General features: G+C 67.1%; 24 protein-coding genes. 10 read left to right on the forward strand and 14 right to left on the reverse strand.

Annotated elements, in window-relative coordinates; genetic code table 11:
* Positions 1–186 precede the first annotated feature (186 nt).
* Positions 187–915 (reverse strand): aspartate/glutamate racemase family protein, encoded by a 729-nt coding sequence (locus ACIP1U_RS27715; protein WP_116322321.1) that lies wholly within the window; start codon positions 913–915, stop codon positions 187–189.
* A gap of 98 nt (positions 916–1,013) precedes the next feature.
* Positions 1,014–2,312 carry an MFS transporter gene (locus ACIP1U_RS27720; RefSeq protein ID WP_400322026.1) on the reverse strand — a complete coding sequence of 433 codons (1,299 nt, stop codon included), beginning with the start codon at positions 2,310–2,312 and terminating at the stop codon, positions 1,014–1,016.
* A 188-nt stretch (positions 2,313–2,500) separates the two neighbouring features.
* Between ACIP1U_RS27720 and ACIP1U_RS27725 the strand changes: the two genes are divergently transcribed.
* The 3 genes from ACIP1U_RS27725 to ACIP1U_RS27735 all read left to right on the forward strand — a co-directional run bounded on the left by ACIP1U_RS27725 (position 2,501) and on the right by ACIP1U_RS27735 (position 5,648).
* A complete protein-coding gene (locus tag ACIP1U_RS27725) occupies positions 2,501–3,220 on the forward strand; it encodes a GntR family transcriptional regulator (protein WP_400322028.1) in 720 nt (239 codons plus the stop codon).
* A 45-nt stretch (positions 3,221–3,265) separates the two neighbouring features.
* On the forward strand, positions 3,266–4,126 hold the full coding sequence (locus tag ACIP1U_RS27730) for a fumarylacetoacetate hydrolase family protein (RefSeq protein ID WP_400322030.1): 861 nt from the start codon (positions 3,266–3,268) through the stop codon (positions 4,124–4,126).
* A gap of 298 nt (positions 4,127–4,424) precedes the next feature.
* A complete protein-coding gene (locus ACIP1U_RS27735; protein WP_400322032.1) occupies positions 4,425–5,648 on the forward strand; it encodes a M20 aminoacylase family protein in 1,224 nt (407 codons plus the stop codon).
* A gap of 157 nt (positions 5,649–5,805) precedes the next feature.
* Here the strand turns inward: ACIP1U_RS27735 and ACIP1U_RS27740 are convergent, their stop codons facing one another.
* Positions 5,806–6,681 (reverse strand): AraC family transcriptional regulator, encoded by an 876-nt coding sequence (locus ACIP1U_RS27740; RefSeq protein WP_400322035.1) that lies wholly within the window; start codon positions 6,679–6,681, stop codon positions 5,806–5,808.
* Between the two features lie 128 nt (positions 6,682–6,809).
* Here ACIP1U_RS27740 and ACIP1U_RS27745 point away from each other — a divergent pair, with 128 nt between their 5' ends.
* Positions 6,810–8,060, forward strand: a complete 1,251-nt coding sequence (locus tag ACIP1U_RS27745) for an MFS transporter (protein WP_400322037.1) — start codon at positions 6,810–6,812, stop codon at positions 8,058–8,060.
* Between the two features lie 36 nt (positions 8,061–8,096).
* Here the strand turns inward: ACIP1U_RS27745 and ACIP1U_RS27750 are convergent, their stop codons facing one another.
* Complete coding sequence (locus ACIP1U_RS27750) at positions 8,097–8,657, reverse strand: MarR family winged helix-turn-helix transcriptional regulator (protein ID WP_400322039.1); 561 nt, start codon at positions 8,655–8,657, stop codon at positions 8,097–8,099.
* A gap of 86 nt (positions 8,658–8,743) precedes the next feature.
* Here ACIP1U_RS27750 and ACIP1U_RS27755 point away from each other — a divergent pair, with 86 nt between their 5' ends.
* The 3 genes from ACIP1U_RS27755 (at position 8,744) to ACIP1U_RS27765 (ending at position 11,182) form a co-directional block, all read left to right on the forward strand.
* Positions 8,744–9,673: an EamA family transporter gene (locus ACIP1U_RS27755; RefSeq protein WP_400322041.1), complete on the forward strand. Its 930-nt coding sequence runs from the start codon at positions 8,744–8,746 to the stop codon at positions 9,671–9,673.
* Between the two features lie 58 nt (positions 9,674–9,731).
* Entirely contained in the window at positions 9,732–10,046 is a 315-nt protein-coding gene (locus ACIP1U_RS27760) for a hypothetical protein (protein WP_400322171.1), read from the forward strand.
* A gap of 146 nt (positions 10,047–10,192) precedes the next feature.
* Entirely contained in the window at positions 10,193–11,182 is a 990-nt protein-coding gene (locus tag ACIP1U_RS27765) for a Bug family tripartite tricarboxylate transporter substrate binding protein (RefSeq protein ID WP_400322043.1), read from the forward strand.
* Between the two features lie 16 nt (positions 11,183–11,198).
* Here ACIP1U_RS27765 and ACIP1U_RS27770 read toward each other — a convergent pair whose 3' ends face one another.
* Positions 11,199–11,879: a response regulator transcription factor gene (locus ACIP1U_RS27770; protein WP_400322045.1), complete on the reverse strand. Its 681-nt coding sequence runs from the start codon at positions 11,877–11,879 to the stop codon at positions 11,199–11,201.
* A gap of 323 nt (positions 11,880–12,202) precedes the next feature.
* On the opposite strand from ACIP1U_RS27770, the gene ACIP1U_RS27775 reads away from it, so the two are divergent.
* Positions 12,203–12,910, forward strand: coding sequence for a response regulator transcription factor (locus ACIP1U_RS27775; RefSeq protein ID WP_400322047.1), 708 nt, complete (start codon positions 12,203–12,205; stop codon positions 12,908–12,910).
* Positions 12,911–12,981: 71 nt separating this feature from the next.
* Here the strand turns inward: ACIP1U_RS27775 and ACIP1U_RS27780 are convergent, their stop codons facing one another.
* The 4 genes from ACIP1U_RS27780 to minC all read right to left on the reverse strand — a co-directional run bounded on the left by ACIP1U_RS27780 (position 12,982) and on the right by minC (position 16,387).
* Positions 12,982–14,079, reverse strand: a complete 1,098-nt coding sequence (locus ACIP1U_RS27780) for a porin (RefSeq protein WP_400322049.1) — start codon at positions 14,077–14,079, stop codon at positions 12,982–12,984.
* A 335-nt stretch (positions 14,080–14,414) separates the two neighbouring features.
* Positions 14,415–14,669, reverse strand: a complete 255-nt coding sequence (gene minE, locus ACIP1U_RS27785) for a cell division topological specificity factor MinE (RefSeq protein WP_006164360.1) — start codon at positions 14,667–14,669, stop codon at positions 14,415–14,417.
* Positions 14,670–14,690: 21 nt separating this feature from the next.
* Positions 14,691–15,506, reverse strand: a complete 816-nt coding sequence (gene minD, locus ACIP1U_RS27790) for a septum site-determining protein MinD (RefSeq protein ID WP_029047801.1) — start codon at positions 15,504–15,506, stop codon at positions 14,691–14,693.
* A gap of 68 nt (positions 15,507–15,574) precedes the next feature.
* Positions 15,575–16,387, reverse strand: a complete 813-nt coding sequence (gene minC, locus ACIP1U_RS27795; protein WP_400322051.1) for a septum site-determining protein MinC — start codon at positions 16,385–16,387, stop codon at positions 15,575–15,577.
* 242 nt (positions 16,388–16,629) lie between these two features.
* Between minC and ACIP1U_RS27800 the strand changes: the two genes are divergently transcribed.
* Complete coding sequence (locus ACIP1U_RS27800) at positions 16,630–17,601, forward strand: magnesium and cobalt transport protein CorA (protein WP_400322053.1); 972 nt, start codon at positions 16,630–16,632, stop codon at positions 17,599–17,601.
* A 146-nt stretch (positions 17,602–17,747) separates the two neighbouring features.
* The gene (locus tag ACIP1U_RS27805; protein WP_400322055.1) at positions 17,748–18,449 is read left to right on the forward strand and encodes a tetratricopeptide repeat protein; all 702 of its coding nucleotides are present in this window, start codon (positions 17,748–17,750) and stop codon (positions 18,447–18,449) included.
* Between the two features lie 258 nt (positions 18,450–18,707).
* On the opposite strand, the gene gatB is transcribed toward ACIP1U_RS27805, so the two are convergent.
* The 5 genes from gatB to gatC form a co-directional block, all read right to left on the reverse strand.
* Positions 18,708–20,165, reverse strand: a complete 1,458-nt coding sequence (gene gatB / locus ACIP1U_RS27810; RefSeq protein WP_400322057.1) for an Asp-tRNA(Asn)/Glu-tRNA(Gln) amidotransferase subunit GatB — start codon at positions 20,163–20,165, stop codon at positions 18,708–18,710.
* 121 nt (positions 20,166–20,286) lie between these two features.
* Positions 20,287–21,366, reverse strand: coding sequence for a dienelactone hydrolase family protein (locus ACIP1U_RS27815; RefSeq protein WP_400322059.1), 1,080 nt, complete (start codon positions 21,364–21,366; stop codon positions 20,287–20,289).
* A 92-nt stretch (positions 21,367–21,458) separates the two neighbouring features.
* Positions 21,459–21,917, reverse strand: a complete 459-nt coding sequence (locus ACIP1U_RS27820) for a hypothetical protein (protein ID WP_400322061.1) — start codon at positions 21,915–21,917, stop codon at positions 21,459–21,461.
* 2 nt (positions 21,918–21,919) lie between these two features.
* Positions 21,920–23,425, reverse strand: coding sequence for an Asp-tRNA(Asn)/Glu-tRNA(Gln) amidotransferase subunit GatA (gene gatA, locus ACIP1U_RS27825; RefSeq protein WP_400322062.1), 1,506 nt, complete (start codon positions 23,423–23,425; stop codon positions 21,920–21,922).
* A gap of 117 nt (positions 23,426–23,542) precedes the next feature.
* Positions 23,543–23,842 (reverse strand): Asp-tRNA(Asn)/Glu-tRNA(Gln) amidotransferase subunit GatC, encoded by a 300-nt coding sequence (gatC, locus tag ACIP1U_RS27830; protein ID WP_029047793.1) that lies wholly within the window; start codon positions 23,840–23,842, stop codon positions 23,543–23,545.
* Positions 23,843–23,875 lie beyond the last annotated feature (33 nt).

Raw genomic sequence — 23,875 nt, forward strand, 5'->3', positions numbered from 1 at the left:
TTTTTTTTTTTTCCCTGGGCCCTTGCCCGCCGGGGGGGGGCGCCCCCCCGGGGGGGGGGGGGGGGGGGGGGGGGGGCCCCCCCCCCGGCGCATGGCAAGCATCGTGACGCCGCACTTCGTGGAGACTCTTGCCCTCTCCCCCGCCCCTCTCCCATAAATGGGAGAGGGGAGCAAACCTGCAGAAAATTACTCCACTTCGCGGAACAAGCGCCCCCACCCTTTCAGCTCGCGCGTATCCACGCCGCACAGGCGCAGCGATTTCCACACCACCGTCGAAATGGTGTCGTACAGCGGAATCCCCGTCTCGGCTTCAAGCTCCTCGGCCAGATGCGCCGCGCGCAGGTTGGTGCAGAACGTGGTGATCGCCTGCGGCCCGTGCTGCGCGAGGCCGCGCACCATCTCGCGGATGGTGTCCGCTTCGACTTCGGCAAAGCTGTAGTTCACGTGCAGGTCGAGGTGGCTTTCCGCCACGCAATGAAAGCCGCTGCGTTCGTAGTTGGCGATGATGCGCTGCTGCACGTCGTCCAGGTACGGCGTGGCCAGGCCAAAATTGCGCGCGCCGGTCTTCTCCAGGATCTCGTTGAGCGCCAGCACCGAGGTGGTGGCCGGAATGCCGGTAGCCTCGGTGATCTGCTTGCACAGCGCTTCATCCTTGTCGAAGCCGAGCCAGCCGGACGACGTGCCGTTCCAGGCGATGACGTCGACGCGCGCATCGGCCAGCAGGCTGGCGGCGGCCAGGATCTTGTCAAGGTTGAACTGTCCCAGCGCCTGGTCGCGCAGCGAGATCTCGGTCACGGTAAAGCGCGAGAAATGCGCGCTGACGTTGGGCAGGCCGGCAACCATCGCGCTGGTGATGGGCTCGAGCGCCGTGTTGGACGACGGCGTGAGCATGCCGAGTCGGATTTGCTTGGTCATGTTGTGGTCTCAGGAGTGGATGCGGGGGCCGGGACGTTGCCGGCCCCCTGCTCGTCTTGGAATGCTTGAAATCCGGTGATCGCGGCGATCCGCGAGGATCAGACCGGAATCTTGGTCTCGTAGTCGATGGCGGTAGAGGCCAGCAGCAGCCCCACGCCCGCCGCTGCGAAGAACATCAGCGCCAGGAAGTACGAGCCGGTGAACTGCACGATCATGCCGACGATGATGGGCACGGTGATGCCGCCGATATTGCCGCCCAGGTTCATCACGCCGCCCAGGAAGCCGACCTTGTTGCGCGTGCCGAGCATCGACGGTACGCACCAGAACAGGCCGCACCAGCGCAGGAAGAACAGCGTGGACGACAGCAGTACCACGACGATGATCGGGTCGCTGACATAGGCCACCGAGAAGATCGAGGCCGTGGCCACCACTGCGGCGATGCCGAACAGCGTGCGCATCACCACGTTGGGACGGCCGCCCGCCTCTTTCCACTTGTCGGCGATCCAGCCGCCGATCAGTTCGCCGATAAAGCCGCTGAAGAAGATGATGAAGCTGGCACCGCCCATCTGCTTGATGTCGAAGCCGTGCACCTTGTTCAGGTAGTTGGGCATCCAGGTCAGCAGGCCATAGAACACGGTGTTGAAGCACATCCAGCCGATCGCCATGCACCACACCGAGCGGTACTTGAAGAAGTCGAGCGAACGGCCCGACAGGTTGGCCGGTTCGGCGCGGTGCTCGTTGGCCAGGGCCTCTTCGATATAGCGCGCTTCCATCTCGTTCACGCCGCGGTGCTCGCGCGGGGAATTGCGCACGTAGTACCAGGCCATCACGCCGGCCAGCACGGTGCCCACGCCGGCCACGATAAAGGCCAGCCGCCATGAACCCAGCGAGGCGATCAGCCACGTGATGATGATCGCGCCGAGCGCAGCGCCCAGCGGTGCGCCGCCGTCCAGCAGCGTGGCGCCGCGGCCGCGTTCATTCTGCGTCATCCAGATCGCGTTGAGCTTGCCGCCGGCCGGGTAGATCGGCGCTTCGGCGGCGCCCAGGCCGAGCCGGGTCAGCATCAGCGTCATGGCATTGGTGGTGAACGCCGCGACGGTCTGGGCGAGCCCCCAGAACACGGTGGCGCAGGCGATCACGATGCGCGGCTTGTACTTGTCGGCCAGCATGCCGCCCGGCACCTGCATCAGGGCGTAGGTCCAGAAGAACGAACTGAGGATCAGGCCCTGCATGGTGGGACTGAGGTCGAACTCCTTCGCGATCAGCGGCATGGCCACCGAAAGCGAGGCGCGATCGATGTAGTTGATCGCGATGAGGAACAGCATCATCAAAAAAATCTTCCAGCGCACGGAGGTCTTGGCCTCCGTCAACACTGTCGCCTGGCTTGTCGTTTGCATGGCGGCGTCTCCTTGTCTCGGTCCTTTGGGTGGGTAGTTTTAATGGGTGTCGCGCAACAGGCCGGAGTATAGGATACGTAATCTGTAATTACAACGCTTGTAAGTTATTGATTTTACGATGTTGCGTGTGCACAATTTTGGGATGTGATAGCCTTCTCGTGGTGCATTTCCCCATTCTGGTGACGTCCTTGACACAAACGCTTCCCAAAACCACGCGCCTGCGCACGCTCGGCATGTCGGCCGAGATCGCCGTCCGGCTGCGCACCATGATCGAAGAAGGCGAGTTGCCGCCCGGCGCGCGCATCGACGAACGTGCCTTCTGCGAATCCTTCGACGTTTCCAAGACGCCGCTGCGCGAGGCGCTCAAGGTGCTGGTGTCCGAGGGGCTGGTGCTGCACCGGCAGTACATCGGCTACCGCGTGGCGCCGCTGGACCTGGAGGAGTTGCGCGCCACCTTCGAGACCCTTCACGGGCTCGAGGCGCTGGCGGGCGAACTGGCGGCGCAGCGGCTGGGCGACGCCGCCATGGCGAAGCTGGAGCGGCGCCACCAGGCCATGATCGACGCGCATGCCGCGGGGCGGCGCACCGACTATTTTCGCGTCAACCAGGAGATCCACCAGCTCATCATCGACGGCGCCGCCAACCCCGTGCTGGCCGGCGTCTACGCCACGCTGATGAGCAAGGTGCACCGCGCGCGCGGCGCCGCGAATGCCGACATCCTCCGCTGGCAGGAGTCGCATGAGGAACATGAAGAAATCATGGCCGCGCTGCGCGAGCCCGGCAGGCCGCGCCTGGCGCAGGTGCTGCGCCGGCATTCCGAGAACACCGCGACAGAGGTGCTGGCCGTGGTGGCGCGCTCGCTGGCAGAGGCGGGCGCACGCGATCCCGGCCTGAAGCAGTCCGCATGAATCATTCCTGACCCAACCCCGCAGTCCCTGACGAAGACAACGACGATGAAACTGGTTCGAGTAGGCAATCCCGGCGCCGAACGCCCGGGCGTGATCGATGCAGACGGCCGCGTGCGCGATCTGAGCGGCGTGGTGGGCGAGATCGGCCCGGGCGAACTGGCGCCCGCAGTGCTGGCGCGGCTGGCGCAGGTGGACGTGGCGACGCTGCCCGTGGTCGAAGGCGCGCGCGATGGTGTGCGCTTCGGTGTGCCCTGGACGGGTATCGGCAAGATAGTGGCGATTGGCCTGAACTATGCCGATCACGCCGCCGAGGCCGGCATGCCGCTGCCGGCAGAGCCGATTGTGTTCCTGAAGGCCAACAGCTCACTGAACGGCCCAAACGACGACGTGATGCTGCCGTTCGGTTCGGAGAAGACCGACTGGGAGGTCGAACTCGGTGTGGTCATCGGCACCGTCGCGCGCAATGTCTCGCGCGAGGAGGCGCTGAACCACGTGGCCGGCTACTGCGTGGTCAACGACGTGTCCGAGCGCGAGTTCCAGATCGAGCGCGGCGGCACCTGGGACAAGGGCAAGGGCTGCGACACCTTCTGTCCGGCCGGCCCGTGGCTGGTGACGCGCGATGAAGTGGCGGACCCGCAGGCGCTGGGCCTGTGGCTGGAGGTCAACGGCGAGCGTGTGCAGCGGGGCAGCACCGCGACCATGGTCTTCGATGTGGCCACCGTGGTCAGCTATGTCAGCCGCTTCATGACACTGCTGCCGGGCGACCTGATCGCGACCGGCACGCCGCCGGGCGTGGGCATGGGCTTCAAGCCGCCGCGCTTCCTGAAGGCGGGCGACACCATGCGCCTGGGCGTGGAAGGGCTCGGCGTTCAGAGCCAGCGCGTGGTGGCGTACGGCGAGCGCTGAGCACAGCGGGACAGGCCAGCACAGGCCGGGCAGGGCGCGGCGTCACCCGACAAGGTGACGCCGCCGCGCGTTGCGCAATGCTGCAACGCCGGTAAAAGGCGCCCGTTTCAATGGTTCCCCGTCGAAACGCTTTCACACAAAGCGTTGGGTTTCCATACAAAGCGTGCCGCGCGCGCAACGGTTCCAGTGGCGAAAACGCCCGGATCGCATCAATTTACACGAAATCGCACACTTGGCATTTCGCTTGCGTTTTCTGCGTGAAATACTGGTTATACAGTTTCGCCAGAGAGCAAACGTCATGTCAGAGCACGCCCCCGAGATCGAGTCCTACCTCGGCACCACACTCAAGCGCCGCTACTGCGGGCTGGCCGACACCCTGGACAGCCGCGCCGAACTCGAGGCGATCCGGCGCAACATTCACCAGAATCCCGAACTTGCCTTTGACGAGGTCCGCACCTCCGGCCTGGTCGCCAGCCTGCTGGAAGCATGGGGCTTCGCGGTCACGCGTGGCGTGGGCGGGACCGGCGTGGTCGGGACGCTGAAATGTGGCGAGGGCACGCGCAGCATTGGCATTCGCGCCGACATGGACGCGCTGCCGATCCACGAGCGCACGGGGCTGCCTTACGCGAGCGCCAATGCAGGTCGCATGCACGCTTGTGGCCACGACGGCCACACCGCGATCCTGCTCGGCGCGGCGCGGCAGCTGGCGCGTACGCGCAACTTCGACGGCACTGTCCACCTGATCTTCCAGCCAGCCGAGGAAATCGGCGCGGGCGGTGGCGCCGAACGCATGCTGGCCGACGGGCTGTTCGAACGCTTCCCGTGCGACGCGATCTTCGGGCTGCACAACCATCCGGGCGTGGAGCAGGGCAACTTCCTGTTCCGCCCGGGCCCGTTCATGGCCGCTTGCGACACCGTTACCATCACCATCCGCGGCAAGGGCGGCCACGCGGCGCGTCCGCATCAGTCGGTCGATCCCATCCTGGTGGCCGGGAGCCTGGTGATGGCGCTGCAGTCGGTGGTGTCGCGCTTCGTGGATCCGAACGAGGCCGCGGTGGTGAGCATCGGCACGCTGCACGCCGGCCACGCACCCAATGTGATCCCGGACAGTGCGCGCATGGAAATCAGCGTGCGTTCTTTCAGCCCCGATGTGCGCGCGTCGCTGGAAAACCGCATCCGGCAGCTTGCGATCTCGCAAGCCGAGGGTTATGGCGCGGTGGCGGAGGTCGACTACGTGCGCGGTTATCCGGTGCTGGTGAACAGCGAGCGCGAGACCGAGTTTGCGCGCCAGGTGGCGGAGGAACTGGTCGGTGCCGACAAGGTGGTGACGCAGGCCGCGCGCATCACCGGCAGCGAGGATTTTGCGTATTACCTGCAGCAGCGTCCGGGCTGCTTTGTGCGGCTGGGCAATGGTGCCAACCAGCCGCTGCTGCATAACGCGGGCTACGACTTCAACGACGAGAATCTGACGGTTGGGGCGGCGTACTGGACCCGGCTGGTGGAGCGGTATCTGGGGCGTTGAGCGGAGAAAACGCCAGTGGTTTTCTCCCTCTCCCTTTGGGAGAGGGCGGGGGAGAGGGCAGGCGTTTCTATGAAGTGAGACGTCACCATGCTTGCCGAGCGTCGGCCCTCTCCCCCAACCCCTCTCCCGCGCGCGGGAGAGGGGAGAAAGCAAACGCCTACCGGAAAAACGCGCTCGGCGGCACGCCGAACTGCCGCCTGAACATCGTCGCGAACGCGCTCGGGCTGTCGTAGCCCAGGTCCAGCGCCACGTCGACCACCTTGCTGCCCGCGGCCAGCTTTTCCAGCGCCGCCAGCAGCCGCGCCTGCTGGCGCCATTGCCCGAAGGTCATGCCGGTCTCGCGCGCAAAGCGGCGCTGGATGGTCTTGGGATCCACCCCCAGCTTTTCGCCCCAGTCCGCCAGGGTCCGCGCGTTGTCGGGCGCCTCCACGATCGCGTCGCAGATCTGCCGCAGCCCAGCGTCCGACGGGCGCGGCAGGTGCAGCGGCAGCGATGGCACCAGCAGGACTTCATCGAGCAGCAGCCGCATCAGGCGCGCATCGCGCGTATCCGGTTCGTAGGGCAGGGGGATGTCGATCGCGGCCAGGATCAGTTCGCGCAGCAGCGGCGAGATGCCGAGCACGGTGCAGCGCTGCGGCAGGCCCGGCGCGGCATCCGGGCGGATATAAGCGGTGCGCATCTGCACGTGGCCGACCATGCGGATCCAGTGCATGGTGCCGCCCGGCATCCACATGCCGCGCGTGGGCGGCACGATCCACTGGCCTTCGTCGGTGGCCACCACCATGACGCCGTGCACCGCGTGGATCAGCTGCGCATGCGGGTGCTGGTGCGGACTGGTCATGTCGCCGGGCAGGTAGTCGGCGGCCATCGCGGCGACCGGCATCGGGCTGCGGTCGTAGCGGACGTAGCGCGGGGGATTGCCGTAGGTGTCGCCCTGCGTGGCGGCGGGGGGTACCGGCAGATCGCGGACACGTCGTCGGGCGGTGGAACCGGGTGGGGCGGTGTCGTCGGAAGCACGGGGCGCGCGCGGCATGTCCTTTTCTCCAAGGTTGCGGACCCATTCTCGCAGGACAGGCGTCGGCGCGCCAGTTAGCATCCCTGCTCACAATCCTGACTGGCCAGCGCCCCCGCTGGCCGCTTTCCGTTTGTCGAGAGCCGCCAATGAGCACAACCATCGACTCCGCGCCGACCGGCGTATCAGCTTCCAGCACGTCCACCCCATCCACCACGCCGGCGCAGGCCGAACGCACCGGCTTCCGCGTGCTGTCGGCGATCAGCTTCGCCCACTTCCTCAACGATATGATCCAGTCGTTGATCCTGGCGATCTACCCGATGCTCAAGGGCGGCTTCAATCTGAGCTTCACGCAGATCGGATTGCTGACCATGACGTACCAGGTCACCGCCTCGCTGCTGCAGCCGGTGGTGGGCCTGTACACCGACAAGCATCCCAAGCCGCATTCGCTGGCGGTCGCGATGGCCTTTACGCTGGGCGGCCTGCTGCTGCTGTCGGTGGCGCCGACCTACGGCGTGCTGCTGGTGGCGGCGGCGCTGGTGGGGACTGGCTCGTCGATCTTCCATCCGGAATCGTCGCGCGTGGCGCGCATGGCGTCGGGGGGCCAGCATGGGCTGGCGCAGTCGATCTTCCAGGTCGGTGGCAACGGTGGCAGCGCCATGGGTCCGCTGCTGGCGGCGCTGATCGTGCACCAGCAGGCTAGCCTGGCGTGGTTCTCGCTGGCAGCGCTGGTGGGCATCGTGGTGCTGTGGCGCATCGGCGGCTGGTACTCGCGCCAGCTGGCGCAGGGCGCGCGCAAGCGCAAGGCCGCGGGCGCCGCGGCCAGTCCGGTGCCGACCCGGGTGGTGATGCGGGCGATGGTGGTGCTGATGGTGCTGGTGTTCTCCAAGTATTTCTACATGGCCAGCCTGACCTCGTACTACACCTTCTACCTGATGGAGCGCTTCGGGCTGGCGCAGCAGAACGCGCAGCTGCACCTGTTCCTGTTCCTGTTCGCGGTGGCGGCGGGCACCATCCTGGGCGGGCCGATCGGCGACCGCATCGGACGCAAGCGCGTGATCTGGGCATCGATCCTGGGCGTGGCGCCGTTCACGCTGCTGCTGCCGCACGTGGGCCTGTTCTGGACCACGGTGCTGACCTTCATCATCGGCTTTATCCTGGCGTCGGCGTTCTCGGCGATCCTGGTGTTCGCGCAGGAACTGATCCCCGGCAAGGTCGGCATGGTGTCGGGGCTGTTCTTCGGTTTTGCCTTCGGCATGGGCGGCATCGGCGCCGCGGTGCTGGGCGGGATGGCGGATACGCATGGTATCCGCGCGGTGTATGAGTACTGTGCCTACCTGCCGCTGCTGGGGCTGCTGACGGTGTTCTTGCCGGACCTGCGCGAGCGGGCGCACGCCTGACGCGGCTGGCTTTCCAGGGCGCCGGGGCGGCAGGGCTCAGGCGTCGTTGGTCTCGCCGCCGCCAGGCGGCGGTTCAAACTGGCGCAGCCAGCGCCGCAGCAACGTGGCCAGCTGGGCCCGCTCCGTGGCGCTGAGCGCCTCCACCAGGCGGTGCTCGTTCTCGACGTGCACTGCCACCGCATGGTCGATGCGCTCGCGCCCGGCTTCGGTCAGTTCCACCAGCAGGCCGCGCCGGTCGTCCGGGTTGGGACGGCGCCGCACCAGGCCCGCGCGCTCCAGGTGGTCGAGCCGGTTGGTCATGGTGCCGGAGGTGATCATCAGCGAGCCGATCAGCGAGCCCGGCGACAGCGCAAACGGCGGGCCGGAGCGCCGCAACGTTGCCAGGACATCGAATTCCCAAGGCTGCAGCGCCGTTTCCGCCAGCGCGGACTCGATCGACTTGCCGGTATGCCGGTTGATCCGGGCCACGCGGCCGATCAGGCCCATCGGCGAGGCATCCAGGTCAGGGCGTTCGCGCGCCCACTGCGCGAGGATGGTGTCGACGTGGTCTGGGGCGTCGTCGGGGATAGCGGGCTGGGGTTTGCGGCGGGCTGGCATCGGCACTTCCGGAAAGGACGCAAGTATCTTGACATCAAACGATCTACTTCGTAAAGTGGGTTTATCTTGACATCAAGAAAGTTAATATGAAGACGAATGATTCGGCCGCCGCTTCTGCATCCGCTACTGCCGGCGCGACTTCTCTGGCTCCGGCGTCCTCCACACCCGGCCGGCTGCCGCTGCGGGACATCCTGCTCACCGGCCTGGCCCCCGCGATCTGGGGCAGCACTTACCTCGTCACCAGCCAATGGCTGCCGCCGGGCCAGCCGCTGCTGTCCGGCGTGATCCGCGCGTTGCCGGCCGGGCTGCTGATGCTGGCCTGGGGCCGCACCTTGCCCAAGGGCAGCTGGTGGTGGCGCGCGGCTGTGCTGGGCGTGCTCAATATCGGCTTCTTCCAGGCGATGCTGTTTATCGCCGCGTACCGGTTGCCCGGCGGCGTGGCCGCCACGGTCGGGGCGATCCAGCCGCTGATCGTGGTGGCGCTGGCCTGGGCCTGGCTGGGCGCGCGCCCGGGCACGGCGGCCTGGCTGGCGGGCATGGGCGGGCTGCTGGGGGTGGCGCTGCTAGTGCTCGGGCCCGCCGCGCGGCTCGATGCCGTTGGCGTGGCCGCGGCCGCCGCGGGGGCGGCATCGATGGCAGTGGGCACGGTACTGACGCGGCGCTGGCAGCCGCCGGTGTCGCCGCTGGTGCTGACCGCGTGGCAGCTGTGCGCGGGCGGCCTGTTCCTGCTGCCGTTCGCGCTGGCGCTGGAGCCGCTGCCCGGTCATTTCACGCTGGCCAACTGGCTTGGCTACGCCTGGCTGAGCATCGTCGGTGCGGGCGTGACCTATGCGCTGTGGTTCCGCGGGGTGGGGCGCATGCCGTCGTCGGCGGTGTCGGCGCTGGGCCTGCTGAGCCCGGTCAGCGCCACCGTGCTTGGTTTCCTGGTGCTGGGGCAGGCGCTGACCGCAGTGCAGGCGGTGGGGGCGTTGCTGGTGCTGGCCAGTGTCTGGCTGGGGCAGCGCGCGGCAAACTGAGTGCATGGGCACCGCCGCTGCCGCGGCGGACTGCTGCCGGCCGGCGTTTTGCGGCATCATGGCGGACATGAAGTCCGCCGTGCCCCCGATGCCCCCGCTTTCCCCAGTCACCTCCCAGCCTGTCCCGACGCCGGCCAACGCCACGCCGGCTTGCGAGCGCTGCCTGGAACTGGCTGCCGACCCACGTCGGCGCGAGCCGCCTGCTTGCCTGGCGCTGCGCAATACTGCGCCGCTGGTCAGCCAGAGCGCCGCGGGCGTGCCGTTCAGCATGCTGACCTTTGCCTGCCGCGATTGCGGCACGGTCTGGCGCCTCTATGACCGAGCCAACGAGCTCTTTGTCTCCTGGGTGCCGGAGCGCCCGCTGGTGCGCTGAGTGCTGGGCTAAATGGTGCGCTGAGTGCCGGGCTGAACGCCGTTGAGCGCGCAACCGATCGGCTAAGATGGCGGCTGTCGCGCGCCGGCCGGCAGTCCTGCCCGGCGAAGACGCGCTCCAGACTCTCTCCCCGTATTCCCGACACCATGGCCTTCTCGTTCCGCCCGACCCTGCTGGCAGCCACCGTTGCCGCTGGCCTGCTGGCCGCCGCCGCTCTGCCCGCCGCCGCCGCAGACAACTACCCCAGCCGCCCGATCCGCCTGATCGTCGCCTATCCCACCGGCGGCATCAGCGACACCGTGGCGCGCGCGCTCGGCGAGCGCCTGTCGGCGCAGATGGGCACCTCGGTGGTGGTCGAGAACAAGGCCGGCGCCGGCGGCAGCATCGGTATCGACGCCGTCGCCAAGGCCGCGCCGGACGGCTATACGCTCGGTTTCGCCTCGACCAGTCCGCTGACGCTGAACCCGCATGTCGGCCACGTCAACTACGATCCGCAGAAGGACGTGGCGCCGGTGATGAGCGTGATGTACTCGCCGGTGCTGGTGATCGCCACCAATGGCTTCAGCGGCAAAGGGTTTGCCGACGTAGTCGGCCAGGCCCGCGCCAAGCCGGGTTCGGTGCGCTGGGCAACCTCGGGCCTGGGCACGGTTGGTCATGTGGTGCTGGAGCAGATCAGGCAGAAGTCGAAGGCCGACATCACGCTGATCCCGTACAAGGGCGCCGGCCAGCAGATGAACGATGCGCTCGGTGGCCAGTTCGAGGTGATGAGCACCAACGCCAGCCCGGCGCTGACCCAGCATATGCAGGCCGGCCGCCTGCGCGCGCTGGCGGTCGGGGCACCCAAGCGGCTGGAGAGCCTGCCGCAGGTGCCTACGCTGGCCGAGCTTGGCTATCCCAAAGCCAACCTGACTTCGACCTTCGGCGTCTTCGCGCCGGGCAAGACCCCCGCGGCGATCATTGACCGCCTGAACGCCGAGCTGAACAAGGCACTGGCCGAACCGGAAGTCCACGAGCGCCTGCTCAAGGGCGGCGAGGTGCCGACCGGCGGCACGGCGGCGCAATTCGCCAGGGCGATCCGCGAGGAGTACGCGGAGAACGCGCGCATCGTCAAGGAAGCCGGCATCAAGGCGGACTGACCCGGCGAATGCCGGTTCAGGCGGTATCGAGCCGGCTTCCCAGCCCATAGACCGACGACAGCCGCACGCCGTTGTGCGGCCACAGCGACAGCTTGGTGCGCACGCGCGACAGGTGGCTGTCCACCGTGCGCGAGGTCGGCTCGACATGGTAGCGCCACACGTGGTCGACCATGGTCTGGCGCGGCACCACCGCGCCGAGATTGCGGAACAGCAGCACGGCCAGGTCGAACTCCTTCGGCGCCAGCGGCACCGGCCTGCCATGCACCCAGGCACGCCGCTCCGAGGGGGCGAAACGGAACGCGCCGTGCGCTATGTCGCAGGCTTGCGCGGCCGGCCGCGTGCGCCGCAGCAGCGCCTGCACGCGCGCAGCCAGCTCGCCCAGCCGCAGCGGTCCCGGCAGGTAGCTGTCGGCGCCCTGCGCAAAGCAGGCCGCGACAAATTCATCTTCATTCGAGCCGCCGATCAGCATGACCGGCAGGTCATGGCCCAGCGAGCGCCGCACCCACGCCAGCACATCCAGCGCCGGGATTCCCGGCGTTTCGCAATCAAGGATCAGCAGGTCGAACGGCTCGGCGTGCAGCGCACCCAGCAGCGTGCGGCCGCTGAGGTAGCGCCGGCAATGGTGGCCGTCCAGGCGCAGGGTCTGTTCGATGCGGATGGCGAGGGTCGGATCGGCCTGCAGCGAGGCAATCTTCACGGTCGTGGCTCCTGCCGGGGCGGTGCCACCGGCAAAGAATGCGGGCAGGAAACGGGAAAACGGGAAAACGGGAAAACGGGAAAACGGGAAAATGGGAAAACGCTAATGCAAAGATGCCTGCGCCACGCGGCACCGGCTGCCCGGCACCACCGCGGCGAAGCCATGGTATGGGCACGGCGCTGAGGCAAGAAGTAAAAGATTGTTGAAAGCCTGAATTGAGGTCTTTCCTATTCGTCCTGCCGGTCGCGCGGTCTTAAATGACCCGCTACGGCCGGCAGCCACGGTGCGCTGCCATGGCCGGCAACCGTCGCCGGAGACCAACTATGGGAAAGAAGATTGCATCGCTAGAGGACGCGCCCGCCGATGCGGCGCTGATCCGTCGGATCATCGCCGGCGGCGGACATGAGTGCGTGACCTTCACTGAAAGCCGCAAGCTGCTGCTGGCGCTGCGCAATGCGTGCTTCGACCTGCTGCTGCTCGACTGGTCGATGCCGGACCTGTCCGGGCGCGAGGTGCTGGCGTGGGTGCGCACGCATCTCGACCGGCGCGTGCCGGTGATGTTTCTCAGCGGGCGCGATGCCGAACAGGACATCATCAGCGCGCTCGCCGCCGGCGCCGACGACTACATGGTCAAGCCGGTGCGTCCCGCCGAACTGTCCGCCCGCGTGGAATGCCTGCTGCGGCGCGCCTATCCCGCGGTGCAGTCGCCGCACGCTCCGCTGCGGCTGGGCGAATACGCCTTCGACTGCGCCATGCGCACAGCCACCTGCAACGGTCATCCCATCTGCCTGACGCCCAAGGAGTTCGATCTTGCCGTGCTGTTGTTCCGCAACGAGGGCCGCATCGTCACGCGCGACCATATCACCGCCGCGGTCTGGGGGCGCGATATCTCGTCGCTGTCGCGCACCATCGATACCCATGTGTCGCGCGTGCGCAGCAAGCTCGGCCTGCAGGCGTCGCAGGCGCTGCGGCTGACGCCGGTCTACACGCATGGTTACCGGCTGGAACGGATCGAGCGCGCTGCCGCATGAGGGCAGGCGCGCGTCCATGAAAAAAGGCACCCGAAGGTGCCTTTCGCCATTGACTGCAGATCGGGTGACGATCAGAAGATGTGGCGGATACCGACGGCAGCGCCGGTCTGGTTGTTGCGGCCCGGCATTTCGGTCGTGGTAGCGCCCGAGACCTTGTTGAAGTCAACCGTACCGTACACCTGGGTGCGCTTGGACAGCGAGTACTCGGCCAGCAGCACGCCAGTGTAGCGACGGCCGTTAGCGTTGTTCACGCCGTTCTTGTTCTCGACGTAGTCGCCGTAGAACACGCCGGTCAGTGCCAGCGCTGCGGTGGCCTGGTAGGTCACGCCGATGTAGCCGATGGTGTCCTTGCGCGGGTTGTTGGCTGCGCCGGCGGTAACCACGGCCGGAGCGGGCGCGGCAGCCGAGTTGTTCAGGAAACCGTTGTCGATCACGCCGGTGCGGTCCTTGCCACCCACGTAACCCAGGAAGATCTTGGCCGGGCCAACGGAGTACTTACCGGCAGCGCCCCACATTTGCTGCTTGTTGCCGTTGATGTCGCGGATTTCCTGGTACACGCCGCCGAAGCCGAACGGGCCGTACGTGTAGGCGGCACGAGCGCCCCAGTACTGGTTCTTGCTCATGCTGCCCGGCTGCTCGCCGAAGCCATAGCTGGCGCCCACGTCCAGGCCGCCGAACTTGCCGCCGTAGCTGACGACGTTGTCGGTGCGGATCTGAGTCAGGAAGAACGGCCAGGCGTTGTTGGTGTAGTTGCCGATGGTCAGCGGATCGTAGTCGCCGAAGAAGTTAAAGCCTTCGGTGTACTGGCGGCCCAGCTTGATCGTGCCGAATTCGCCCGACAGGCCAACGTAAGCCTGACGACCGAACAGGCGGCCGCCCGGGTTGGTCGCGGTGGCTTGGTTGGAACGGCCGGTATCCGGATCGAAGCCGCCTTCCAGCTGGAAGATCGCCTTCAGGTTGTTGCCCAGGGCTTCGCTGCCCTTCAGGCCCCAACGGCTGTTGGTGATGGCGCCGTTGGTCAGTTCCCACGAGTTGTCGTTGTTGGCGTTCGCGTTCGTCTGGAAGCGGATGCTCTGGTCAACGATACCGTACAGGGTGACGGACGACTGGGCGAATGCCGAACCTGCCAACAGGCTGCCGGCTGCGAGGACGATGGCCGATTTCTTCATGGTGCTCCTTTTCTGTCTTGTACTGTTCTCTGCCGGATCACAGCAGGGATAAGGTCTACGTTTCCTGTAAACGCCGCGAAAATTTAACAAAACGTAAGCAGTAAGGACACAAATGTCCGCCAAGCCCGGCTTTCGAGCAGGATTTTGGTGCGAATCCGTTGTCTGGTCGCTACAAATTCCAGTTTTGGTGCGTCGCGCAAATGGCCCCAGGCGGCTTGAGCAGTGGGCTGGCGAGTTCACGGCGGAGCACAATAGACGACAGGCCAGGACGCAGACACTGCGCCCTGGCCTGTAGCGGGACGGGATGAGGACCGGCCGCACGGGCCGGCCGCGGATCAGCCTTGCGGGATCTCGATCTTGACTTCGAGCACTTCCAGGTTGTCCTGGCGTTCGAGGCTGACGCGCAGGTCCTGGTCGCTGATCTTGACGTACTTGGAAATCACCGCCACCAGTTCACGCTGCAACGCGGGCAGGTAGTCGGCGGGGGCGGAATGGCCGGTGCGCTCGTGGGCGAGGATAATCTGCAGCCGCTCCTTGGCGACCGACGCGGACTTTTTCTTCTCCCCCAGCAGGAAGGAAAGGATCGACATTGGGATGAGCCTCCGGACCGTTTATTTGTTGCCGAAGATGCGGGAGAACAGCCCCGGCTTCTGGTAGTCGGTGAAGCGCATCGGCTTGTCCTTGCCGAGGAAGCGGTCCACCACGTCGCCATAGGCGTCGGCCACGTCGCTGCCTTCCAGGTGGATGGCGGGCGTGCCCTGGTTCGATGCGTGCAGCACGGCTTCCGATTCCGGCACCACGCCGATCAGCTTGATGCGCAGGATTTCCTGGATGTCGGTCAGCGACAGCATCTCGCCGCCGTGCACGCGCTTGGGGTTGTAGCGGGTGATCAGCAGGTGTTCCTTGATCGGGTCGCCGCCCTCGCTGGCGCGCTTGGTCTTGGACGACAGGATGCCAAGGATGCGATCCGAATCGCGCACCGACGACACTTCGGGGTTGGTGACGATCAGCGCCTCATCGGCAAAGTACATCGCCATCAGCGCGCCCGATTCGATGCCGGCGGGCGAGTCGCACACGATGTACTCGAAGTCCATCTCGATCAGGCCGTTGATGACCTTCTCCACGCCTTCCTTGGTCAGCGCGTCCTTGTCGCGCGTCTGCGAGGCCGGCAGGATGAACAGGTTCTCGCACTTCTTGTCCTTGATCAGTGCCTGGCGCAGGTTGGCTTCGCCCTGCACCACGTTGATCAGGTCGTACACCACGCGGCGCTCGCAACCCATGATCAGGTCGAGGTTGCGCAGGCCGACGTCGAAGTCGATCACGGCAGTCTTGTGGCCGCGCAGGGCCAGGCCGGCGGCAAAGCTGGCGCTGGTGGTGGTCTTGCCGACGCCTCCCTTGCCGGAGGTCACAACGATGATTTTTGCCATGGCTCTTTGGTCCAGTAATTAGGTTGAAGCTTGCGCTGCTTTGATTGGGGTCCCCGATGCCGGTGCGGTTACTTGAGCCGCAGCGCCTCGAGGATCAGTTTTTCTTCGGCCAGGCGTACCTGGGCCGTCTTGCCGAGCACGTCGGCCGGGAGCGTCTGCTCCGCGGTGCGGTAGATGCCGGCGATGGAGATGAGTTCGGGCTCCATGCACGTGCTGAAGATGCGCGCGCCGGTGTTGCCCTTGACGCCCGCCAGCGCACGGCCGCGCAGCGGGGCATAGATATGGATGTTGCCTTCGGCGATGACCTCGGCGCCATAGCTGACCACGTCGAGGATCACCACGTCGCCGTGCGCGTAGACCTGCTGGCCCGAGCGCAGCGGCTTGTCGATCAGCAGGGTCTGGTGCTGGCGCACCGCCGCGGCAACCGCGGCGTCGGTGGTGGCCTGCGCGGCGGCGCGGACGGCGTCCTCGCGCGCGGCCTGCTCTGCCGCGGCCTGTGCGGCGGCCTGTTCCGCGTCGGCGGCGGCCCTGGCCTCGGCGCCACGATCGGCCCCACTGCCGCGGCGGCTCTGGCTGTCGAGCAGCGGCAGGCCGAAGCGCTCGGCCCATTCACGCTGGCCCGCGCGGGCCACCACGCCGATGGCGCGTGCCTTGAGCGTGGCCAGGGTCTCGATCACCGTGCCGAGCGCGACTTCGCTATCGTCCTCGAGCGCGCGCAGGTCCAGCGCGATCACATCGTTGGAGAAGAAATCGGGAGTGGCTTCGAACCGGGAGAGGAGGTCATCCCGCAGCGCTGCCATGTCGGCGGTCTGGAGGGCGAGAAGGAGGGCGTCGACGTTGCCACTGCGCAGCTCGAATCGTGGCGATTTCTTCTGGGACATAGCCGGGTGACCGTGGAAATGCCACATTCTAACGTTCTCTTACTCGCTAACTGTAACAATTGGCGCGATCCATGAGATCGGGCCGCGATAGGTGCCCTGCGCGTTCCATCTGCACGGGGGTTGTGCTTCACGCGGCTCGCAACGCAGACGCCGAGTGACCGGTGACACGCAGCGCTGGCACGCGCCGCCGTAGCATTTGGCAAAGCCTTGTTACGATTGCGCCATCTGATAGCGGAGTTCCCATGGGCGCCATCGTCAATTGCGTGGCCTACCGGCAGGGCAAGCGGCTCGGCACGGTCGGCATGGAAGAGATCCCCACGGTGCTGGGCGTGCCCGGCACTTTTGTCTGGCTCGGGCTGCATGAGCCAGACCTGACACTGCTGCGCCAGGTGCAGCTCGCCTTCGGCCTGCACGACCTTGCGGTGGAAGACGCGCTCGATGCGCATCAGCGGCCCAAGCTCGAGGCCTACGGCGATTCGGTCTTCGTCGTGCTTAACACGGCGCAGCTGGTCGAAGACGAAGTGGTGGTCGGTGAGACGCACCTGTTCGTCGGTCCCAACTACGTGGTCTCGGTACGCCACGGCGCGAGCAGCGCCTATACCCCGGTGCGCGAGCGCTGCGAAAGCGATCCGCACGGCCTGTCCAACGGACCCGGCTACGTGCTGTATGCGCTGATGGATTTCGTGGTCGACCACTACTTGCCGATCGTCACGCGGCTGGAAGACACGCTGGAGGACCTGGAGCAGGGCATCTTCCGCGACGAATTCGACCGCGGGGCGATCGAGAACCTGTACCGGGTCAAGCGCCAGGTGCTGCGCCTGCGCAATGCGGTCAGCCCGGTAGAGGACATGTGCAGCCAGTTGATCCGGCTGCATGAGAACCTGGTGCCGCGCGAACTGCGCGCGTACTTCCGCGACATCGAGGACCACGCCAGCCGGCTGGTGCGCACGCTCGACGTGGTCCGCGAAATGCTGACCACCGCGGTGCAGGTCAACCTGGCGCTGGTGACGGTGGGCCAGAACGAGGTGGTCAAGCGGCTGGCCGGCTGGGGTGCCATCCTGGCGATCCCGACGGTGGTGTTCAGCCTGTACGGGATGAACTTCGATTTCATGCCGGAGCTGAAATTCCACTACGCCTATCCGGCGGTGATCGGCGGGACGGCGGCGGCGTGCGGACTGCTGTGGCGGCGGCTGCACCGCGCGGGATGGATATGATCTTACCGTAAATTTATTGGCACGGCGAATGATCGATTGTTGTTTTGTCTATGGTTGATTATTCGTGTCAATAAACTGGCCGCCTTCCGGGCGCCCGCGCTGCCTCCTACACTGGAGCAAAGAAGGCGCCGCGCCCGGAGTCTGCCATGTCGAAAGTCCGTTCCCCGCATGCCGCCGTGCTGGCCGGCATCCTCTGCGCATGGCTGTGCCTGCCGCCCGCTTCCGCCGCACCCCAGCCGCCCGCTCCTGCGCAGGCGCAGACCCGCGACGCTGTTGCCGCCTATGAGTCGGGCCGCTTCGACGAAGCCTTGCAGGGCTTCTCCAGCGCCGCGCGCCAGGGCAACCGCCTTGCGCAATTCAACTACGCGATGATGCTGCTGCGTGGCGAAGGCACTGCCGCGCGGCCGCAAGAGGCTTTGGCGTGGCTGCGCAAGGCGGCCGACAACGGCATGACGCACGCGCAATACACCTGGGGCGATCTTTACGAGCGCGGCGAGCTGGTGCCGAAATCGCTGGAAGAGGCGAACCGCTGGTATGAGCGCGCGGCGCAAGGTGGGCACGTGCAGGCGCAGATGGAGCTGGCAACGAACTACTTCACCGGGCGTGGCGTGCCGCGCGACTATGCGCAGGCGTTTGCGTGGTACCGGCGCGCGGCGAGTGCGGGGGATGGTGGCGCGCAGTACATCGTCGGCAGCTTCTATGAGCACGGCGAGCCTGGCGTGGTCGACAGGGATATCGAGCAGGCGAAGATCTGGTACGCGCGCTCAGCGGCACGCGGAGATCCGGGGGCGCTGGCGAAGCTGAGGTCGCTGCTTGAGGAAACGGTGAAGGGAAGGGCGGGAATGTAGGCAAGAACTGCCAATCATCATAAAGAGGCGGGCGGTTTTGGGTGCTCCAGAGCCGCCCGAGCTAGCCCAAGCAAGGTGTTCTCCCTCGCCCCTCATGGGGAGAGGGTTGGGGTGAGGGGTGGGCTAGCTAGGTACCACAACAAGCGGGGCCTACGATTTTAACCCGCGGGCGTCAGCCTTTGACACGCCTGCCCTCTCCCCCGGCCCCTCTCCCGCGCGCGGGAGAGGGGAGCAAACCGGCGGGCCAGGGGCTGGTCCTCAGCCCAGCTTCTTCCTCAGCAGCTCGTTCACCTGCGCCGGATTGGCCTTGCCCTTGGTCGCCTTCATCGCCTGGCCGACCAGCGCGTTGAATGCCTTTTCCTTGCCCGAGCGGAATTCCTCTACCGACTTGGCATTGGCCGCCAGCACGTCGTCGATGATCTTTTCCAGCTCGCCGCTGTCCGACATCTGCTTCAGGCCCTTGGCGGCGATGATGGCATCGGCATCGCCGTCGTGCTCGCCCGCCCACATGGCCGGGAACACGTCCTTCTTGGCGGTGTTGTTCGAGACCGTGCCGTCCGCGATGCGCGCCAGCAGCCTGGCCAGCTGCGCCGGCTTGACCGGTGCGTCGTCGATGGCGATGCCTTCGCGGTTCAGTTGCGACGCCACGTCGCCCATCAGCCAGTTGGCGGCGGGCTTGGCGTTGGCACTGCCGGCATCGGCAACCACGGCCTCGTAGTAGGTAGCGAATGCCTTGGTCGCAGTCAGCGTGGTCGCGTCATACGCCGACAGGCCATACTGCGACACAAGGCGCGCCTGCATCGCGGCCGGCAGTTCGGGCAGCGCATTGCGCACGCGATCGATCCAGGCCGGTTCGATCTCCAGCGGCATCAGGTCCGGGTCGGGGAAGTAGCGGTAGTCGTGCGCGTCTTCCTTGGTGCGCATGGCGCGGGTCTCGCCGGTGTCCGGATCGAACAGCACCGTGGCCTGCTGGATCTTGCGGCCGTCCTCGATCTCGGCGATCTGCCACTGCACTTCATATTCGATAGCCTGCTGCAGGAAGCGGAACGAGTTCAGGTTCTTGATCTCGCGGCGCGTGCCGAATTCCTTCTGCCCGACCGGGCGCACCGACACGTTGGCGTCGCAGCGGAAGCTGCCTTCCTGCATGTTACCGTCGCAGATGCCCAGCCACACCACCAGCGAATGCAGCGCCTTGGCGTAGGCCACCGCTTCGGCGGCGCTGCGCATGTCGGGCTCGGTGACGATCTCGAGCAGCGGCGTGCCGGCACGGTTCAGGTCGATGCCGGTCATGCCGGCAAAGTCCTCGTGCAGCGACTTGCCCGCGTCTTCTTCCAGATGCGCGCGCGTGAGGTTGACGGTCTTCTCGTAGAACTCGCCCTTCTTGCCTTCGACCTGGATGGTGATGGTCCCGCCCTGGACCACCGGGATCTCGTACTGGCTGATCTGGTAGCCCTTGGGCAGGTCAGGGTAGAAGTAATTCTTGCGCGCGAAGACGCTGCGCGGCGCGATGGTGGCGCCGATCGCCAGGCCGAACTGGATCGCGCGCTCGACCGCGCCCTTGTTGAGCACCGGCAGCACGCCGGGCAGCGCCAGGTCCACCGGCGAGGCCTGCGTGTTGGCCTCGGCCCCGAAGGCAGTCGAGGTGCCGGAAAAAATCTTGGAGGCTGTCGAAAGCTGCGCGTGCGTTTCGAGGCCGATCACCACTTCCCATTGCATGGCGGTATTCCTGTTCGGTTCTTTCGTTCTGTCTGTGCGGCGGGGCGGCGGGCCGCCCCGGGTTCGGTCTGTCTGGCTGCGGCCCCTAATGTGTCCCTTAGTGTGCCCCTTGATGCGGCTCTCAGGGGTCGGGGCTGGCAAGCCAGGAATCGAGTTGCGCGAGTGCCGCGGCGCGCGCCACCGCGTCGCCGCCGACGGTAACCGCGCGCGCCTTGCGCACACCGCCGCCGTTGCTGACAGCGGGCACGTCGCGGCGGACGTGCAATTCGCTGGTGCCGTCAAAGCCATGATGGGCGCCGGGGTAGATCTCCAGCCGGAAACGCGCGTTAGGCTGGCGCGCCAGCACGGCGGACTGCAGCATGGCGCAGCGCGTGGCAGGCGTCCAGTCGTCGGCGCCGCCGATCATCAGCAGCATGGGCGCGCGCAGCCGGTAATCGTGCTGGCGCACCGCGCGCTTGCAGCCCGGGTAGAACGCGACGGCGCGCTCCACTTGCGGCGTGCCAGTCGGCCATGGGCGGCTGGCGTCGACGGTGGCCAGCACCGCCTGCGCGCCGTTGGACCAGCCCAGCAGCACGATGCGCGCCGGGTCGACACCTGGCTGGCTGCCCAGCCAGCGCAACGCAGCCAGCGCATCGGCGCGGCGCGTGCGGTCGTCGATGCCGCGGTTGTCGATCGGCTCGGTGCAGATCCCGTGAGGCTTGCCGCGGGCGCTGAAGCTGTCCGGCATCAGCACGGCGTAGCCGCGCGCGGTCAGCCACTGGGCGTATTCGCGGTAGCGTTGTTGCAGCAGCGCCGAGGTATCGGTGCCGTCACCGGTGGCCATGGGATCGTGCGGGGACAGCAGGCCGCCGCAGCCATGCAGCGCCACCACCACTGGCAGCGCGCGCGGCGTGGCGCCTTCGCGCGGCACGAACCAGTAGGCGGTCAGCGCCGGCGTGGCAGCGTCGCCGCGCAGCAGCACGCGCTGCGCGGGCACCGGGGCCGAGCTGGTGGCTGCCGCTGCCGGCGCGGCACCCTGGCGCGTTACCGTGCCGGGCGCCAGCGTGCCAGCCGGCGACAGCAGCGGCGGCTGCACCAGCGCCGGCGCCGGCAGGTCGGGTGTCTGCGCCGCGGCGCCGCCCGACCATACAACCACGCCGAGCGCCAGCATTGCTGCCGCAATGCGGCGCGCGGCGCGGATGGCGCTGGCTGACTTGGGCATTGACTCGGGCACTGAGTCGGGCACTGAGTCGGGCACCAAGTAGGGCAGGGAGGCGGGCGTGCGCGGCATGGCGGTCACGGTATCTGCGGGTATCAGCGCGTAGCGGCGCAGCCGCCGCTGCCTGGCTCGAACATCACGGGCCAGGCCTGTTCATAGATGCCGGGCGTGCAGCGCTGCTGGCAGTTGGCATGCGCCAACGTGACGCGGCGCGGGTCCTGCCAGACCATCAGCTTGCAGCCGCTGCCGTCGTTGGCGCGCAGCTCGATATGCGGCTTCTTCTGGGTCTGGCGGAAATCGGTCAGGTTGAAGGTGCATGAGCCGCGCCGGCCTACCCACAGTTTCCACGACAACTGTTGCACGGCGTTGTCGGACACGCGCAGCTGGGCGTCCTCGCGGAAGCCGTCTTCCTCGGTGCGGCGGCAGTCGCCGGCCAGGTCGATGTCGCGGCTGGCGATGGGCGTGGGCTTGCCGATGATCGGTAGCCGGATACAGCCCGCCACCAGCGTGGCGAATACCGCAACGGCGAGCAGCCGGAGGAAGGTCGGGTTCATGGTCAGGCCTTGGCGGGGCGGCGCAGGTGCCAGTCGGTCGCCTGCTGGAACGCGTGCGCGGCCTGCAACAGGCGCGCTTCGTCGAAGTAGTTGCCGATCAGCTGCAGGCCGACGGGCATGTTGCCCGCGCCAAAGCCGCACGGCACACTCATGCCGGGCAGGCCCGCCAGGCTGGTCGACAGCGTGAAGATATCGGCCAGGTACATCTGTACCGGATCCGAGGTCTTCTCGCCCAGCTTCCACGCCACCGTCGGCGCCACCGGGCCCATGATCACGTCGCACTGGGCGAAGGCGCGCTGGAAGTCGTCGGCGATGATGCGGCGGATCTTTTGTGCCTGCAGGTAGTAGGCGTCGTAGTAGCCGTGCGACAGCACGTAGGTGCCGACCATGATGCGGCGCTTGACCTCGGCGCCGAAGCCTTCGGCGCGGGTCTTCTTGTACATGTCGAGCAGGTCGCGGTACTCGGCGGCGCGGTGGCCGTAGCGCACGCCGTCGAAGCGCGACAGGTTCGACGACGCCTCGGCCGGCGCGATCACGTAGTAGACCGGGATCGACAGCTCGGTCTTGGGCAGCGACACCTCGACCAGCGTGGCGCCGAGCTTTTCATACTCGGCCAGCGCGGCGCGCACGGCTTGCTCGACGTCGGCCGACAGGCCCTTGCCGAAATACTCCCTGGGCAGGCCGATGCGCAGGCCCGCCAGCGGGCGCTCGGCGCTGGCGCCGGCGCGCGGCTGGCCCAGCAGGCGGGTGTAGTCCTCGTCCACGCCACCTTGCTCCGGCGGGATGCTGGTCGAGTCCTTCGGGTCGAAGCCGGCCATGGCGTTGAGCAGCAGCGCGCAATCCTCGGCCGAGTGCGCCATCGGGCCGCCCTGGTCCAGCGACGAGGCGAAGGCGATCATGCCGTAGCGCGAGACGCGGCCGTAGGTCGGCTTGATGCCGGTGATGCCCGAGAACGACGCCGGCTGGCGGATCGAGCCGCCGGTGTCGGTGCCGGTGGCGGCGGGCGCCAGGCCGGCGGCGACGGCCGCGGCCGAGCCGCCCGACGAGCCGCCAGGCACGCGGCTGGTGTCCCACGGGTTCTGCACCGGGCCGAAATGCGAGTTCTCGTTGGACGAGCCCATCGCGAATTCGTCCATGTTGGTCTTGCCCAGCGTGACCATGCCGGCGGCGGCCATGCGCTCGACCACGGTGGCGTCGAACGGGCTTTCATAGCTGCCCAGCATCTTCGAGCCGGCGGTGGCGCGCCAGCCGCGGGTGACGAACACGTCCTTGTGCGCGACCGGCACACCGGTCAGCGGCGCGGCCTCGCCGCGCGCGCGGCGCTCGTCGGCGGCGCGCGCCTGCGACAGAGTGCGCTCGGGGTCGACGTGGATAAAGGCGTTGAGCGCGGCGGCCTGCTCGATGCGGGACAGGTACTCGCGCGCGAGTTCCTCGGCGGAGACGGTGCGCGCGGCCAAGGCGTCGGCGAGCTGGCGCAGGGAGGTCACGGAATCAGCGGAAAAGGGCATGACAGTCGGGTTGGCATTCGGGGTGGCGTACTGGCTGGGGCGGCCGGCGCGGCAAAGTAAAGCGACAAAGTAAAGCGAAACTAACGCGAGACCAAATCGAGACGCGGCCGGCGCAGGTCACTCGATGACCTTGGGCACCAGGTACAGCCCGTTCTCGGTGGCCGGGGCCGGGCGCTGGTAGTCGTCGCGGCGGTCGTTCTCGGTGACCGCGTCGTCGCGCAGGCGCTGCACCATGTCGCGTACGGCCGACAGCGGGTGCGCCAGCGGTTCGATGCCGGTGGTGTCGACCGCCTGCATCTGCTCGACCAGCGAGAAAAAGTTGTTCAGCTGCGCAAGCGTCTGTTCGGCCTCGGCATCGCTGGTTTCGATGCGGGCCAGGTGGGCGATGCGCTTGACGTCGGATAGGTCGAGGGCCATGGCGTGGTGGTTCGGATGCTCGGATGCGGAAGG

This window comes from Cupriavidus sp. NPDC089707 (genome assembly GCF_044748965.1).
Lineage (GTDB): Bacteria > Pseudomonadota > Gammaproteobacteria > Burkholderiales > Burkholderiaceae > Cupriavidus.

What these genes read in the sequence shown, in the direction of transcription:
- ACIP1U_RS27730 (WP_400322030.1), top strand. Translation starts at nt 3,266, where the DNA reads ATGAAACTGGTTCGAGTAGGCAATCCCGGCGCCGAACGCCCGGGCGTG.
- gatB (WP_400322057.1), bottom strand. Translation starts at nt 20,165, where the DNA reads ATGCAATGGGAAGTGGTGATCGGCCTCGAAACGCACGCGCAGCTTTCG.
- ACIP1U_RS27755 (WP_400322041.1), top strand. Translation starts at nt 8,744, where the DNA reads ATGAAGACGAATGATTCGGCCGCCGCTTCTGCATCCGCTACTGCCGGC.
- minD (WP_029047801.1), bottom strand. Translation starts at nt 15,506, where the DNA reads ATGGCAAAAATCATCGTTGTGACCTCCGGCAAGGGAGGCGTCGGCAAG.
- ACIP1U_RS27740 (WP_400322035.1), bottom strand. Translation starts at nt 6,681, where the DNA reads ATGCCGCGCGCGCCCCGTGCTTCCGACGACACCGCCCCACCCGGTTCC.
- ACIP1U_RS27805 (WP_400322055.1), top strand. Translation starts at nt 17,748, where the DNA reads ATGTCGAAAGTCCGTTCCCCGCATGCCGCCGTGCTGGCCGGCATCCTC.
- gatC (WP_029047793.1), bottom strand. Translation starts at nt 23,842, where the DNA reads ATGGCCCTCGACCTATCCGACGTCAAGCGCATCGCCCACCTGGCCCGC.
- ACIP1U_RS27715 (WP_116322321.1), bottom strand. Translation starts at nt 915, where the DNA reads ATGACCAAGCAAATCCGACTCGGCATGCTCACGCCGTCGTCCAACACG.
- ACIP1U_RS27815 (WP_400322059.1), bottom strand. Translation starts at nt 21,366, where the DNA reads ATGCCCAAGTCAGCCAGCGCCATCCGCGCCGCGCGCCGCATTGCGGCA.
- ACIP1U_RS27820 (WP_400322061.1), bottom strand. Translation starts at nt 21,917, where the DNA reads ATGAACCCGACCTTCCTCCGGCTGCTCGCCGTTGCGGTATTCGCCACG.
- minC (WP_400322051.1), bottom strand. Translation starts at nt 16,387, where the DNA reads ATGTCCCAGAAGAAATCGCCACGATTCGAGCTGCGCAGTGGCAACGTC.
- gatA (WP_400322062.1), bottom strand. Translation starts at nt 23,425, where the DNA reads ATGCCCTTTTCCGCTGATTCCGTGACCTCCCTGCGCCAGCTCGCCGAC.
- ACIP1U_RS27735 (WP_400322032.1), top strand. Translation starts at nt 4,425, where the DNA reads ATGTCAGAGCACGCCCCCGAGATCGAGTCCTACCTCGGCACCACACTC.
- ACIP1U_RS27765 (WP_400322043.1), top strand. Translation starts at nt 10,193, where the DNA reads ATGGCCTTCTCGTTCCGCCCGACCCTGCTGGCAGCCACCGTTGCCGCT.
- ACIP1U_RS27720 (WP_400322026.1), bottom strand. Translation starts at nt 2,312, where the DNA reads ATGCAAACGACAAGCCAGGCGACAGTGTTGACGGAGGCCAAGACCTCC.
- ACIP1U_RS27800 (WP_400322053.1), top strand. Translation starts at nt 16,630, where the DNA reads ATGGGCGCCATCGTCAATTGCGTGGCCTACCGGCAGGGCAAGCGGCTC.
- ACIP1U_RS27780 (WP_400322049.1), bottom strand. Translation starts at nt 14,079, where the DNA reads ATGAAGAAATCGGCCATCGTCCTCGCAGCCGGCAGCCTGTTGGCAGGT.
- ACIP1U_RS27775 (WP_400322047.1), top strand. Translation starts at nt 12,203, where the DNA reads ATGGGAAAGAAGATTGCATCGCTAGAGGACGCGCCCGCCGATGCGGCG.
- minE (WP_006164360.1), bottom strand. Translation starts at nt 14,669, where the DNA reads ATGTCGATCCTTTCCTTCCTGCTGGGGGAGAAGAAAAAGTCCGCGTCG.
- ACIP1U_RS27750 (WP_400322039.1), bottom strand. Translation starts at nt 8,657, where the DNA reads ATGCCAGCCCGCCGCAAACCCCAGCCCGCTATCCCCGACGACGCCCCA.
- ACIP1U_RS27745 (WP_400322037.1), top strand. Translation starts at nt 6,810, where the DNA reads ATGAGCACAACCATCGACTCCGCGCCGACCGGCGTATCAGCTTCCAGC.
- ACIP1U_RS27760 (WP_400322171.1), top strand. Translation starts at nt 9,732, where the DNA reads ATGGCGGACATGAAGTCCGCCGTGCCCCCGATGCCCCCGCTTTCCCCA.